General features: G+C 61.2%; 9 protein-coding genes. 4 read left to right on the top strand and 5 right to left on the bottom strand.

Annotation, left to right across the window (positions count from 1 at the left end):
* The first annotated feature begins 312 nt into the window (after window positions 1-312).
* Window positions 313-1797: a sodium/proline symporter PutP gene (gene putP, locus HBO23_RS18565; RefSeq protein ID WP_017138528.1), complete on the top strand. Its 1485-nt coding sequence runs from the start codon at window positions 313-315 to the stop codon at window positions 1795-1797.
* A 139-nt stretch (window positions 1798-1936) separates the two neighbouring features.
* Here the strand turns inward: putP and HBO23_RS18570 are convergent, their stop codons facing one another.
* Entirely contained in the window at window positions 1937-2425 is a 489-nt protein-coding gene (locus HBO23_RS18570) for a DUF2165 domain-containing protein (RefSeq protein ID WP_099548069.1), read from the bottom strand.
* A 186-nt stretch (window positions 2426-2611) separates the two neighbouring features.
* Between HBO23_RS18570 and HBO23_RS18575 the strand changes: the two genes are divergently transcribed.
* Window positions 2612-4624 carry a type VI secretion system tip protein VgrG gene (locus tag HBO23_RS18575; protein WP_170039077.1) on the top strand — a complete coding sequence of 671 codons (2013 nt, stop codon included), beginning with the start codon at window positions 2612-2614 and terminating at the stop codon, window positions 4622-4624.
* A gap of 15 nt (window positions 4625-4639) precedes the next feature.
* The gene (locus tag HBO23_RS18580) at window positions 4640-5365 is read left to right on the top strand and encodes a DUF4123 domain-containing protein (RefSeq protein ID WP_170039079.1); all 726 of its coding nucleotides are present in this window, start codon (window positions 4640-4642) and stop codon (window positions 5363-5365) included.
* Here HBO23_RS18580 and HBO23_RS18585 read toward each other — a convergent pair.
* On the bottom strand, window positions 5351-6628 hold the full coding sequence (locus HBO23_RS18585) for an O-acetylhomoserine aminocarboxypropyltransferase/cysteine synthase family protein (protein WP_170039081.1): 1278 nt from the start codon (window positions 6626-6628) through the stop codon (window positions 5351-5353). The two genes, HBO23_RS18580 and HBO23_RS18585, sit on opposite strands and share 15 nt — an antisense overlap.
* A 250-nt stretch (window positions 6629-6878) precedes the next feature.
* Here HBO23_RS18585 and rlmJ point away from each other — a divergent pair, with 250 nt between their 5' ends.
* Window positions 6879-7715 carry a 23S rRNA (adenine(2030)-N(6))-methyltransferase RlmJ gene (gene rlmJ / locus HBO23_RS18590; protein WP_017138523.1) on the top strand — a complete coding sequence of 279 codons (837 nt, stop codon included), beginning with the start codon at window positions 6879-6881 and terminating at the stop codon, window positions 7713-7715.
* 96 nt (window positions 7716-7811) lie between these two features.
* Here rlmJ and msrA read toward each other — a convergent pair whose 3' ends face one another.
* The 3 genes from msrA to aceF all read right to left on the bottom strand — a co-directional run bounded on the left by msrA (window position 7812) and on the right by aceF (window position 13169).
* The gene (gene msrA, locus HBO23_RS18595; protein ID WP_017138522.1) at window positions 7812-8459 is read right to left on the bottom strand and encodes a peptide-methionine (S)-S-oxide reductase MsrA; all 648 of its coding nucleotides are present in this window, start codon (window positions 8457-8459) and stop codon (window positions 7812-7814) included.
* A 72-nt stretch (window positions 8460-8531) separates the two neighbouring features.
* The gene (locus HBO23_RS18600) at window positions 8532-11225 is read right to left on the bottom strand and encodes a GGDEF and EAL domain-containing protein (RefSeq protein WP_017138521.1); all 2694 of its coding nucleotides are present in this window, start codon (window positions 11223-11225) and stop codon (window positions 8532-8534) included.
* A gap of 306 nt (window positions 11226-11531) precedes the next feature.
* Entirely contained in the window at window positions 11532-13169 is a 1638-nt protein-coding gene (gene aceF / locus HBO23_RS18605) for a dihydrolipoyllysine-residue acetyltransferase (RefSeq protein WP_170039083.1), read from the bottom strand.
* Window positions 13170-13175: the final 6 nt, after the last annotated feature.

Below are 13175 nucleotides of genomic sequence, written 5' to 3' on the forward strand. Positions count from 1 at the left end.
CGCTGCGTCTTGGTGCGTTTACTTCTAAAATCGGCTGTTCTTGCTCCGAAAAGGAGCAAAAACCCGGTATTTTCGCGAAAACATATCGAGGTGCAACTTAATCTCAAGAAACTGGTTGCACCTTATTTACTTTGTTGAATAGCATTCGCGCCCAAGGTGCAACCACTCGCAAGGGTCGGTTCATCGGCTGGCGGCTTTCCTGGGGAAACGCCAGTCATAAATGCGCGGCTCGCCGTATCGTCTACCCGTTACCAATGGGTGGCCGTCTGCCAGACCGCTGCTACATAAAAACAAAGCCAGGGCGTCACTCCTATGAGCGTTAGCAATCCAACCCTGATCACATTCGTGATCTACATCGCAGCAATGGTGCTGATCGGCTTCATGGCCTATCGCTCCACCAACAACCTTTCTGATTACATCCTCGGCGGTCGCAGCCTCGGTAGCGTGGTCACGGCCTTGTCGGCCGGTGCCTCGGACATGAGCGGCTGGTTGCTGATGGGCTTGCCGGGCGCGATCTACATGTCCGGCCTGTCGGAAAGCTGGATTGCCATCGGCCTGATCGTCGGTGCCTACCTCAACTGGCTGTTCGTGGCCGGTCGCCTGCGGGTGCAGACCGAGCACAACGGCGACGCCCTGACGCTGCCGGATTACTTCTCCAGCCGTTTCGAAGATAAAAGCGGCCTGCTGCGGATCATCTCTGCGGTAGTGATCCTGGTGTTCTTCACCATCTACTGCGCGTCCGGCATCGTGGCGGGCGCCCGTCTGTTTGAAAGCACCTTCGGCATGTCCTACGAGACCGCGCTGTGGGCCGGTGCTGCGGCGACCATCGCCTACACCTTCGTGGGTGGCTTCCTGGCGGTCAGCTGGACCGACACTGTGCAAGCTACGCTGATGATCTTCGCGCTGATCCTCACGCCAATCATCGTGCTGCTGGCCACCGGTGGTGTCGACACCACGTTCCTGGCGATCGAAGCCAAGAACCCCGACAACTTCAACATGCTCAAAAACACCAGTTTCATCGGCATCATCTCGCTGATGGGCTGGGGCCTGGGTTACTTCGGCCAGCCGCATATCCTCGCGCGTTTCATGGCGGCGGATTCGGTGAAGTCGATCGCCAAGGCGCGTCGCATCTCCATGACCTGGATGATCCTGTGCCTCGCCGGCACCGTGGCGGTGGGCTTCTTCGGTATTGCTTACTTCTCCGCGCACCCGGAAGTGGCCGGTCCTGTCACCGAGAACCACGAGCGTGTGTTTATCGAGCTGGCCAAGCTGCTGTTCAACCCATGGATCGCGGGCGTGCTGCTGTCGGCCATCCTGGCGGCGGTGATGAGCACCCTGAGCTGCCAACTGTTGGTGTGCTCCAGCGCGCTGACCGAAGACTTCTACAAAACCTTCCTGCGCAAAAACGCCTCCCAGGTTGAGCTGGTGTGGGTGGGTCGCGCGATGGTGCTGTTGGTGGCCCTGATCGCCATCGCCATGGCCGCCAACCCGGACAACCGCGTACTGGGCCTGGTGAGCTACGCCTGGGCAGGCTTCGGCGCTGCGTTCGGCCCTGTGGTGCTGATCTCGGTGATCTGGAAAGGCATGACCCGTAACGGCGCACTGGCCGGTATTCTGGTCGGCGCGATCACCGTGATCGTGTGGAAGCACTTCAATCTGCTGGGCCTGTACGAAATCATCCCGGGCTTTATCTTCGCCAGCCTGGCGATCTATTTCGTGAGCAAGATGGGCGCACCGACTGCGGGTATGGTCGAGCGTTTTGATGCAGCGGAAAAAGACTACAACCTCAACAAGTAACTCGGTGGGCGGTAAGCGCCAATTGCGTTAGAAAAAAGGCCCGCATCCTTAGGATAGCGGGCCTTTTTTTGATCGTTTTGATCGTTCCCATGCTCCGCGTGGGAATGCCACCCCGGACGCTCCGCGTCCCGCTGCCAGTTCAGCCAGCATCCGGCTGATTGAGAAAAATCAGCACGCCCAGGATCGCCATGTAGAACTTGAATGCCGCTTCCTGGCCGTTCCACTGATGGGACTGCCACATCAGAAACCATTCACCGCCGACCACCATAAAGCCAAAAAACCACACCACAAAGCCGAGGGTCAGGCCGGCTGTTGCACCTGCCTTGGCGCGGTTGAATTCGCTCCCGCCTGCATGCCGCGCGCGCCATAGCGATAGCGCGCCCCGCGCCAGCAGTACAGCGGTGAGCGCCTCGCCGAGAATGATCAGCACGTAGGCCGCGTGCCACATCCACGGCGTCGTGATTGCCCGATACATGGCGGCGTTGTTCGGGAAGGTGGTGTCCATGCTCAACACATGTTGGACGAAGGCGAAGTTGGAGCCGTAGTCCGTGATGTTGTTGAACGCAACCAGGGTGGCGAAGGCGGCGAGGGCCAGGGTCAGGATGATTTTTGCGTAGCGGGTGGCCATGCTTTTTCCAGTGATCCGGTGAGGAGGAGCTATTACGCTAGCACGGCCTTGGCGTGCCTTCGACGCCAGATACATGAAGAATCCGGCACCCAGGGTGTAGGAGCTTACTGATTTGTCTGTGGTGTGCTCTGGTGGGTGAAAAGCTGGTGCAGAATCGCTCGCCCACCCCTTGCGGAGAGACACCGGATGTTTGCTCTTGCCAATCAAAGTGCCTTTAACCTGACCCTTGATGGGCAGCCCAGTGAACTCAAGGTTCGAGGGTTTTCGGGTGATGAATTTATCAGCCTGCCTTTTCGTTTTGACCTTGAGTTGGTGAGCGAACAACCCGACCTGGACCTCGATAGCCTCCTGCACCGTCAGGCGTTCCTGGGGTTTGATGCGCAAGGACACGGCGTTCATGGCCAGGTGTACCGGGTGGCGCAAGGCGATTCCGGCAAGCGCCTGACCCGTTACCAGATCACCCTGGTGCCGCAGTTGGCTTACCTGGAACACAGCACGCACCAGCGGATCTTTCAGAAAAAAACCGTGCCGCAGATCATTGCGCTGGCACTGGAGGCACAGGGTATCCAGGGTGATGCCTTTGCGTTTCAGCTGAGTGGGCAATACCCCGAGCGTGAGTACTGTGTTCAGTTCGGCGAAACCGATCTGGCGTTCATTCAGCGCTTGTGCGTGGAGTCGGGCATTCACTATCACTTCCAGCACAGCCCCGAACGCCATCTGTTGGTGTTTGGCGATGACCAAAGCGTGTTCACCCAGCCAGACCAAGCCACTCCCTACTCGGCCGGTTCCGCCATGGTGGCCGGGGCCCCTGCGATCAAGCACTTCATCCTGCGGTTGGAGACCCGCACCACCGGCGTAAGCGTGCGCGATTATGATTTCAAAAAGCCCGGTCTGGTCCTGGAAAGCGCGGCATCCAGCGGGCAACAGCCTGTGCTGAATGAGCAGTACTACCCTGGGCACTTCACTGATCGAACCCATGGCAAGTACTTGGCGCAACGGGTGCTTGAGCGTCATCGCAGTGACTTTCGCCAAGCCAGCGGTAGTGGTGACCAGCCGGCCTTGTCCACTGGGCAGTTCCTGAAGATGACCGGGCACCCTCGTCCGGAATGGAATAATTTGTGGTTGGTTACCCGGTTGTACCATTCAGGGCAACAGCCTCAGGTCCTTGAGGAATCTGCGCCTGACACTTATGACGATGGCGTCTCCCCCGGCTACCACAATGAGTTTGTCGTCACACCTTGGGATGTGCCGTTTCGAACGCCGCTGATCATGTCCCGCCCGCAAATATCGGGCTACCAGAACGCAGTGGTCACCGGGCCTGCCGACGCTGAGGTCCATTGCGACGAATACGGTCGCGTCAAAGTGCAGATGGCCTGGGATCGCGACGGCGGACACAACGAGTACTCCAGTTGCTGGCTGCGGGTAGCCAGCGGCTGGGCTCACGACCGTTACGGTGCGGTGCTGATCCCGCGGGTCGGCATGGAGGTGCTGGTGGGCTTCGTCAATGGCGACGTGGATATGCCGCTGGTGATGGGCTGCCTGCCCAACGCGGCGAATCTGTTGCCCCTTGACCTGCCGGCGGAAAAGACCCGCAGCCTGTTCCGAAGCCAAAGCACTCCGGGCGGCGGCGGTTACAACGAGTTGCGCATTGAGGATCGCAAAGGCGCCGAGGAGATTTACCTGCGTGCCCAGCGCGACTGGACCCAGCACGTCTTGCATGACCAACACGTCCAGGTGGATAACCAGCGTCGGCTCAAGGTGGGTGGCGAATCCCACCATGAGCTGCTGGGTGAAGAGCAGCGCATCACCCATGGCAATCGCCTCGCGGAACTCAAGCAGGATGATCATCTGGTCGTCGCTGGCTCGCAGCAGGTGCGGGCCGGGCGGACCATCCAGATCGGCGCCGGGCAAAGCGTGGTCATCGATGCGGGCGCCAGCGTGACAATCCAGGCCGGAGGGCAATCGATCACGCTGTCGGCCGCCGGAATTTTCAGCAGTGTGCCGATCCAGGTTGGCGGTGCGCCCGCTGCTGTGCCGATGCCGCTGATGCCGGGTGTCACCGCAAAGTTGTCAGCGGCTGTTGCTGCACCACTCAGTGGCGTACAGGTTGCCAGCCTCAAGCGCAGTGCGCCGTTTTGCGAGGAGTGTGAGCGCTGCAAGAACGGCCAGTGTGATATTCCCGGACACTCTCACCCTTAAATGGAATTTATCCCGATGTCTCAGTCCATGGTTCCCAGCGCCTGGCTCGCACAGTGGCCACTACAACCCGAGGAGCGCCTCTACGCAGTGTTGGGCAGCGCCAGCGAAGCCAGGCCGCTTAATGCATGGCAAACCCTGGCACCGAGGAAATTGCCGCATTCGATATGGGCCGGTACGGCTTACGCCGAATGGGTCGACGTCATGCCTTATGTGGGCATTGTTGAGCCGGGCAGTGCCTTCCTTGATTGGGTCGCCAGCGCCGAGGCAACGGACTGGGGTTGGCTCGCGGTCTCGTCCAGCCCGCCGGAGACGGTGGCTGCGCACCTGCAAGGCCTGACCAAAGTGTGGTTGCCGGATGAGCAGGCGGTGTTTTTACGCTTTTGGGATGGCGCTCAGTGGCTGCCCATTCTGCAGAAGCTCGGCGATGAGGCCGCACGCGTGTTGCCGGTGTTTCAGCGCTACCTGATCAATGGCCAGCCGCTGGCCGTCAGCACCAGCCCGGCCACGGCGGCCAAGGCCAGCCCATGGTGGCAAGTGCCTGCGTCGCTGCTTGAGCACTTGGCAGAGCGATCGCCGCAGGTGCTGATCGGCAACCTGCTGCAATGGCTCGAAGAGCAGCGCCCGGACCTCTACACCGCGTTCAGGCCTGCGACCTTGCGGCACAAGGTCGCCTACTTTTCGCGCAGGCCCGACGTCAGCCCTCAAGCGCTGGCGGATTATCTGGCTTCAGAGTTGAGTTGAAGCCAGGGCCTGCTGCAGGTCCTCGATCAAGTCTTCAATCGCCTCGATGCCGACCGACAGGCGAATCATCTCCGGCTTCACGCCGGCCTTGGCCTGTTCCTGCTCGTTCATCTGCCGGTGAGTGGTGGACGCGGGGTGGCAGGCCAGGGATTTGGCATCGCCAATATTCACCAACCGCTTGAAGATTTGCAGGGCATCGTAGAAACGCACGCCCGCGTCATAGCCGCCCTTCAAGCCGAATGACAGGATCGCCGAGGGTTTGCCCTGCATGTATTTCTGCGCCAAGGCGTGGTGCGGGTGGTCCGGCAGCCCGGCGTAGCTGACCCACTCCACCTCGGCGTGGCCTTGCAGGAACTGCGCAACCTTCAGCGCGTTTTCGGTATGGCGCTCCATGCGCAAGGCCAGGGTTTCCAGGCCTTGCAGCAACAGAAATGCATTCATCGGCGCCAGCGCAGCCCCGGTGTTGCGCAACGGCACAGTGCGGGCGCGGGCAATGAAGGCGGCGGGGCCGAACTTTTCCGTGTAGACCACCCCGTGGTAGGCCGGCTCCGGTTGGTTGAGGCCGGGGAATTTTTCCGGGTATTGGGTCCAGGGGAAGGTGCCGCTGTCGACGATCACACCGCCCAGGGAGTTGCCATGGCCGCCCACGTATTTGGTGACCGAGTGCACCACGATGTCGGCGCCGAACTGAATCGGCTTGCACAGGATCGGCGTGGCCACGGTGTTATCCACCATCAGCGGTACGCCGCGCGCATGGGCGACATCGGCCAGGGCTTCAATGTCGATAATATTGCCTGCCGGGTTGCCGATGCTTTCGCAGTAGACCAGCTTGGTGTTGTCGTCGATCAAGTCGGCGATGGCCTGGGCAGAGTCGTCGCGGGCGAAGCGCACGTCGACGCCAAAGCTTGGCAGCAGGTGGGCGAACAAGGTGTAGGTGCCGCCGTAAAGCTGGGGCGTGGTGACGATATTGTCGCCCGCACGGGTCAGGGTCTGGATTGCATAGTGGATTGCCGCGCTACCGGCCGACACGGCCAGGGCGGCGATACCGCCTTCAAGGGCGGCAATGCGCTGCTCCAGCACGTCGTTGGTAGGGTTCATGATGCGTGTGTAGATGTTGCCGGGCACGTCCAGATTGAACAGGTCGGCGCCATGCTGGGCATTATCGAACTCGAAGGCGACGTTCTGGTAGATCGGCACGGCGACGGCCTTGGTGGTCGGGTCCGACTTGAAGCCGTGGTGCAATGCAATGGTGGCGTCTTTCATGATGCGGGTTGACCTCCTTGGATTCCAGGGTTGCCCCCAAGCAATGTGGGGGCTGGCTTGCCTGCGATGCCAGCACCGCGGTGTATGGGTAATACCGCGGTGATGCCATCGCAGGCAAGCCAGCTCCCACAGCAGCCATAGATTGTTTTCGGCAGTGCGCCTGCCTTTGCGACATAAGCACCGCCCGACACGCAGCCCTGCACCTTTGCCGCCGTAGAAGGTAAACTTCGCCCCCTGCGCAGGAGCAACCATGAATTATCGTCACGCCTTTCACGCCGGCAACCACGCCGATGTCTTCAAACACCTGACCTTGACCCGCCTCATCGCCCTGATGTCGCGCAAGGAGCAGCCGTTCGCCTACCTCGACACCCACGCCGGGATTGGCCTGTACGACTTGCAGGGCGACCAGGCCAACCGCACCGGCGAATACCTGGAAGGCATTGCGCGCCTGTGGGGCGAAAGCGACCTGCCGCCACTCACCGCCGACTACATGCGTGTGCTGCACGAGATGAACCCGGACGGCCAGCTGCGCTACTACCCAGGCTCGCCGGAGCTGGCGCGCCGCCTCACGCGGCCCCAGGACCGTGTATTGCTTAATGAGAAGCACCCGGAAGACGGCGTGCTGCTCAAGGACAACATGAAAGGCGATCGCCGGGTCAAAGTGCACTTGGGCGAAGGCTGGCATGTGCCACGTGCTTTGCTGCCAGTGCCGGAAAAACGCGCGTTGATGCTGATCGATCCCCCGTTTGAACAACTTGATGAGATGCAGCGCTGCGCGGCGTCCCTCAAGGAAGCGGTCAGCCGCATGCGCCAGACCGTCGCGGCGATCTGGTACCCGGTGAAGGACCAGCGCATGCTGCGGCGTTTCTATCAGGACCTGGCCGGCACCGGCGCGCCGAAGCTGCTGCGTGTGGAATTGCTGGTGCATCCGTTGGACACGCCCAACACCCTGACCGGCTCGGGCCTGGCGATTGCCAACCCGCCGTGGGGGCTGGAGGAGGAGCTTCGTGAGCTGCTGCCGTGGCTGTCCAAGAAACTTGGTCAGACCCAGGGTGGGTGGCAGATGGATTGGCTCATCGCTGAGTAATGAGTCGCCTGTCGGAACGCTATCGCGGGCAAGCCCGCTCCCACATTTGGAATGCATTCCAAGGTGGGAGCGGGCTTGCCCGCGATGCTTTTGGCGTCAGATAGGGCAGGTCACGCCGGTACCGCCGATGCCGCAATAGCCTTGCGGATTCTTCGCCAGGTACTGCTGGTGGTACGCCTCGGCGAAATACACCGTCGGGGCTTGTTCGATTTCAGTCGTGATCACACCCAGGCCCGCCTTGTTCAATTCAGCCTGATAGGCATCGGCGCTGGCCTTGGCCGCTTCCAGATGCTCAGGTTTCACCGCGTAGATCACCGAGCGGTATTGGGTGCCGATGTCGTTGCCCTGGCGCATGCCCTGGGTGGGGTTGTGCAACTCCCAGAACATTTTCAGCAGTTCTTCATAGCTGATCTTGTCCTGGTCAAACACAACCAGTACCACCTCGCTGTGGCCGGTCAGGCCCGAGCAGACTTCTTCGTAGGTCGGGTTCGGCGTGTAGCCACCGGCGTAACCGACCACGGTGCTGACCACGCCGTCGCGCTGCCAGAACCGCCGTTCGGCACCCCAGAAGCAACCGAGGCCGAAGATCGCAAACTCTACGTTGTCGACAAAGGGGCCAAGCAGCGGGTTGCCGTTGACGAAGTGGGTTTCGGGCAGGTTCATCGGCGTTTCACGGCCAGGCAAAGCTTGTTCTTGAGTCGGCAGCACGTTTTTGTTCACCAGAATTTCCGAGCGCAAGACCATGATCAGTCCTCTCAGTCAGATTGAGTTATGTATTAAGACAGACAGCCAGTGTGCCCGAGTGTTACAGCGCTGTCAGGCGATTGGCCCGCGCGGATAGCGTTTAAGCTTTTCCAACAGCTCTGCGCCGGGGATCGGCCGGTCGAACAGGTAGCCCTGGCCCACATCGCAGCGATGGCGGCGCAGGAACGCCAGCTGTTCGGCCGTCTCGATGCCCTCGGCCACTACCTTGAGCTTGAGGTTATGGGCCATGGCGATGACCGCCGAGGTGATCTCCATGTCGTCCTGGTTGTCCGGGATTTCGTGGATAAAGCTGCGATCGATCTTGATGATGTCGATGGGGAATTTTTTCAGGTAGCTCAGCGACGAGTAGCCGGTGCCGAAGTCGTCCATGGCCAGGGTCAGGCCGAAGCTCTTGAGCTGGTCGAGTTGAAGGCGCGTGTCTTCGGTGGCTTCGAGCAGCAAGCCTTCGGTCAACTCCAGCTCCAGCAGGTTGGCCGGCAGTTGTTCTTCCTTGAGGATGGTGGCGATCGACGCCACCAGGTCCGGGTCGGAGAACTGCTTGGGCGACAGGTTGATCGCCACCTGCAGATTGCCCATGCCGCCTGCGCTCAACTGCTTGCTCATGCGGCAGGCCTGGCGCGCGATCCATTTGCCGATGGGGATGATCAACCCGGTTTCTTCGGCCACGCTGATGAACTGGTCCGGGCGGATCATGCCCTTTTCCGGGTGATTCCAGCGCAGCAGCGCTTCCATGCCCAGCAAGCGGCCGCTGCGCAGGCACAGTTTGGGCTGGTAGAACACGTCCAGCTCGTTTTGGGTCAGGGCGCGGCGCAGGTTGTTTTCCACGAACAGCTTGTAACTGGCCTCGGCGTTCAGGGCCTCGGTGAAGACCTGCACCTGATGTTTGCCGTTGGCCTTGGCCTTGTGCAGGGCCAAACCGGCGTTACGCATCAGGGTCTGTGGGTCGCGGCCGTGCAGCGGTGCACAGGCCAGGCCCACGGAGCCGGTGACGCTGATCAACTGGTTGTCGACAAACATCGGCTTGTCGAGGGTGGTCAGCAATTGGCTGGCCACCTGTTGGCCGGTCTCAAGGTCGGTATCGTCCAGCAACACCGCAAACTCGTTACTGGCAAAACGCGCCAGGCTGCCACCGGCACTCAGGCTGTTGCGCAGGCGCCGGGCCAGGCTGATCAGCAGTTTGTCACCGGTCTGGTGACCGAGGCTGTCGTTGATGCGCTTGAAGTTGTCGATGTCCACCAGCAGCAGGCTGATCGGGCTGTCGCTGTCGCGGGCGAAGCGTTCATCAAGGTTGCGAATAAACGCCGGGCGGTTGCCCAGGTTGGTCAGGTTATCGGTGTAGGCCAGGCGCTCGATACGCTGCTGCGCGAGCTTGGTCTGGGTGATGTCTTCGTAGATGCCGATGTAGTGGGTCAACTCACGGTTGTCGCCATACACCTTGGAGATCGACAGCTGGCCCCAATAGGGTTCCAGGTTTTTGCGCCGGCTCTTGAATTCACCCTGCCAGCTGTTGCTCTTGGCCAGGCTCGACGGCGCGTCGAACAGCAGTTCGCTGAGGTTTTCCAGGGCCGGCAACTGTGCCAGGCGGTGGCCGTGGACTTCTTCGGCACTGTACTGGGTGATCGCGGTAAAGCTTGGGTTGACGTACTCCACCACGCCGTCGCAATTGACCAGCAGAAAGGCGTTGGCGCTTTGTTCCACCGCGCGCTGGAACAGGTGCAAGGCGCTGGTGGCGGTGCGGCGGTTGTGGTTATTGATCACTTGCGCGAACTGGTCCGCCAGCTCGCCGGCAAAGGCGATCTCATCCGACTGCCAGGCACGCGAGCTGCCACTTTGCTCCAGGCACAACACACCGACGACCTGACCATCTACGCGGATGCTGGCGTCGAGCATGGCGTGGACGTCCTTGGCGCGCAGGCTCTCGGCCATTTCCCGGGTGCGCGGGTCACGCATCGCGTGGGTGGCGTCGATGGCACGGCTCGAATGCAGGGCTTCCAGGTAATCCGGGAAGTTGCTGGCGTCAATCGCTTCGGGCAAGTGGTGCTGCTGGTCTTCGCGGTGGTAGGCCGAGATCGGCACCAGGCGCTGGCCTTCGAGGTTCCAGATGCTGGCGCAGTCGATCTGGTAGATATCGCAGGCACTGCGGGTGATCAGCTCGGCGGCTTCTTGCAGCGAATTCGGCGTGGTGTAGCGCTGGCGCGCCAGCAGCAGGATCAGCTCCTGTTGGGCGCGTACCCGTTCAAGGTGCTGCAGCTGTTCCTGCTGGGCACGCTGGTTGAGTTCCAGGGCAATCTGCAGGCGGCTGTTCTGGTTTTCCAGGTCGGCGGTCGGGGCGGCGGTGGGGATTTCGCTGAACAGGCCGTCGACCACCATCAGGTAGCCGCGCAACAGGTGGCGATTGTGTTGTTTATACGCCTCGCCCATCTCCAGCAGGCTCAATGGCCCATCGTTGGTGTGCAGGGTGTAGCGCACCAGGTAATGCGGGCTATGGGCCAACTGCTGCTGGATGGTGTCGTGCAGTTGATAGCGCGCCTGGGGTTCCATCAGGCTGGCGTAGGGGGTGCCGATCAAGGCGCACAGTTCCACCGCCGGCAGGCCGAATTGGCGCTCGCAATTGGGGTCCAGGTACAGCAGCGCCCAGCTTGCCTCATTAAGCCGCTCGAAACGCAGCATACCGAGGCGCGAAGGCACCGGTAATTGCGTCACTACCTCGGCCGCCATACGGGCGACATCGGGTTGGCTTTTCATGGGGGAAACTCGCTTGGGAAGATGCGCACGGCGCCGGGCTCACGCCCTCTTTACTGTCACCTGCGGCAAGGTTGCATCATGCAGCACGCACTGACAAGAGAGGATGAAGGCTAAGTGCTATAACCCTGTTATCGGCCGCGTGGGGGATTTCTGCAATCGGGGTGATGGAAGGTGTACAAACCTGTTTTGCGTGTTCAACAGACACCCAAAAAAAGCCCCGCCAAGTGGCGGGGTTGAGGTACGAGCGTGGCGCTCGGAAATCGGTAGTGCCAGGCCTCCCCGGTGACAGGGAGGCCCGTTTGAGGCTTATAGCAAGATGGTGCGGATGTCGTTGAGCAGTTGGCTCAGACGCTGCGTGAAGCGGGCAGCAGCAGCGCCGTTGATCACACGGTGATCGTAGGACAACGACAGCGGCAGCATCAGCTTCGGCTGGAACGCTTTACCGTCCCACACAGGCTGGATAGTGGCCTTGGACACACCCAGGATCGCCACTTCCGGCGCGTTGACGATTGGCGTGAAGCCAGTACCGCCAATGTGACCGAGGCTGGAGATCGTGAAGCAAGCGCCTTGCATGTCGTCGGCGGTGAGCTTCTTGTCGCGGGCCTTGGCAGCCAGCGCAGCAGCTTCAGCGGCGAGTTGCAGCAGGCTCTTCTGATCAACGTTCTTGATCACAGGAACCAGCAGGCCGTCCGGGGTATCCACCGCGAAACCTACGTTCACGTACTTCTTGCGAATGATCGCCTTGCCGCTTGGTGCCAGCGAACTGTTGAAGTCCGGCAGCTCCTTGAGCAGGTGCGCGCACGCCTTGAGCAACAGTGGCAGCACGGTCAGTTTCACACCGGCTTTTTCGGCTACGGCTTTCTGCGCAACGCGGAACGCTTCCAGGTCGGTGATATCGGCCTGGTCGAACTGAGTCACGTGCGGGATGTTCAGCCAGCTGCGGTGCAGGCTCGACGCGCCGATTTGCATCAGGCGGGTCATCGGCACTTCTTCGGTTTCGCCGAAGCGGCTGAAGTCCACGACCGGGATCGGTGGAATGCCCGAGCCGCCCGTAGCAGCGCCGGCAGCCGGAGCTTCCTTGGCTTTCTGCATCATGGCTTTGACGTAAACCTGCACGTCTTCCTTCAGCACGCGACCATGTGGGCCGGTGGCCGACACAGCGTTCAGCTCAACGCCGAACTCACGGGCCAGCTGACGCACGGCAGGGCCGGCGTGAACTTTGGCACCGCTTGGCGCAGCCGCCGGAGCCGGTGCGGCCTCGGCTTTTGCAGCAGGTGCAGGAGCGGCAGCCGCCGGAGCAGCTTCAGCCTTGGCAGCCGGAGCAGCAGCCGGTGCTGGCGCAGCAGCAGGTGCAGCGCCTTGTACTTTGAGCTTGAGGATGAAGTCGCCAGTGCCGACTTCGTCTTCCAGCTTGACCGCGATGCTTTCCACTACGCCGGCAGCCGGCGATGGGATTTCCATGGAGGCCTTGTCGGACTCCAGGGTGATCAGTGACTGGTCGGCTTCGACGGTGTCGCCGACCTTGACCAGCAGCTCGATGATCTTGGCCTTGCCCGACGAGCCGATGTCCGGAACATGAATGTCCTGGACAGTGGCAGCGGCCGGAGCAGCAGCCGGGGCCGCAGGGGCCTCGGCAGCAGCAGGTTTTTCAGCGGCAGGTGCGGGTGCAGCAGCGGCAGCCGGGGCTGGCGCAGGGGCCGCATCAGCGGCGCCTTCGATTTCCAGTTCCAGCAGTTCGTCGCCTTCTTTCAGGCGGTCGCCCAGCTTCACTTTCAGGCTCTTGACCACGCCGGCCTTGGGAGCAGGGATTTCCATGCTCGCCTTGTCCGACTCCAGGGTCAGGATGCTCTGGTCGGCTTCGACGGTGTCGCCGACCTTCACAAACAGCTCGATTACTTCACCTTCACCGCTGCCGATGTCAGGTACGCGAATGAGTTCGCTCACAAAAAA

This window comes from Pseudomonas sp. WS 5532, from assembly GCF_012985445.1.
Lineage (GTDB): Bacteria > Pseudomonadota > Gammaproteobacteria > Pseudomonadales > Pseudomonadaceae > Aquipseudomonas > Aquipseudomonas edaphica.

Bases quoted from the DNA above. Each gene is read 5' to 3' on its own strand.
- HBO23_RS18585 (WP_170039081.1), bottom strand. From the start codon at position 6,628: ATGAAAGACGCCACCATTGCATTGCACCACGGCTTCAAGTCGGACCCG.
- HBO23_RS18570 (WP_099548069.1), bottom strand. From the start codon at position 2,425: ATGGCCACCCGCTACGCAAAAATCATCCTGACCCTGGCCCTCGCCGCC.
- HBO23_RS18580 (WP_170039079.1), top strand. From the start codon at position 4,640: ATGTCTCAGTCCATGGTTCCCAGCGCCTGGCTCGCACAGTGGCCACTA.
- rlmJ (WP_017138523.1), top strand. From the start codon at position 6,879: ATGAATTATCGTCACGCCTTTCACGCCGGCAACCACGCCGATGTCTTC.
- putP (WP_017138528.1), top strand. From the start codon at position 313: ATGAGCGTTAGCAATCCAACCCTGATCACATTCGTGATCTACATCGCA.
- HBO23_RS18575 (WP_170039077.1), top strand. From the start codon at position 2,612: ATGTTTGCTCTTGCCAATCAAAGTGCCTTTAACCTGACCCTTGATGGG.
- msrA (WP_017138522.1), bottom strand. From the start codon at position 8,459: ATGGTCTTGCGCTCGGAAATTCTGGTGAACAAAAACGTGCTGCCGACT.
- HBO23_RS18600 (WP_017138521.1), bottom strand. From the start codon at position 11,225: ATGAAAAGCCAACCCGATGTCGCCCGTATGGCGGCCGAGGTAGTGACG.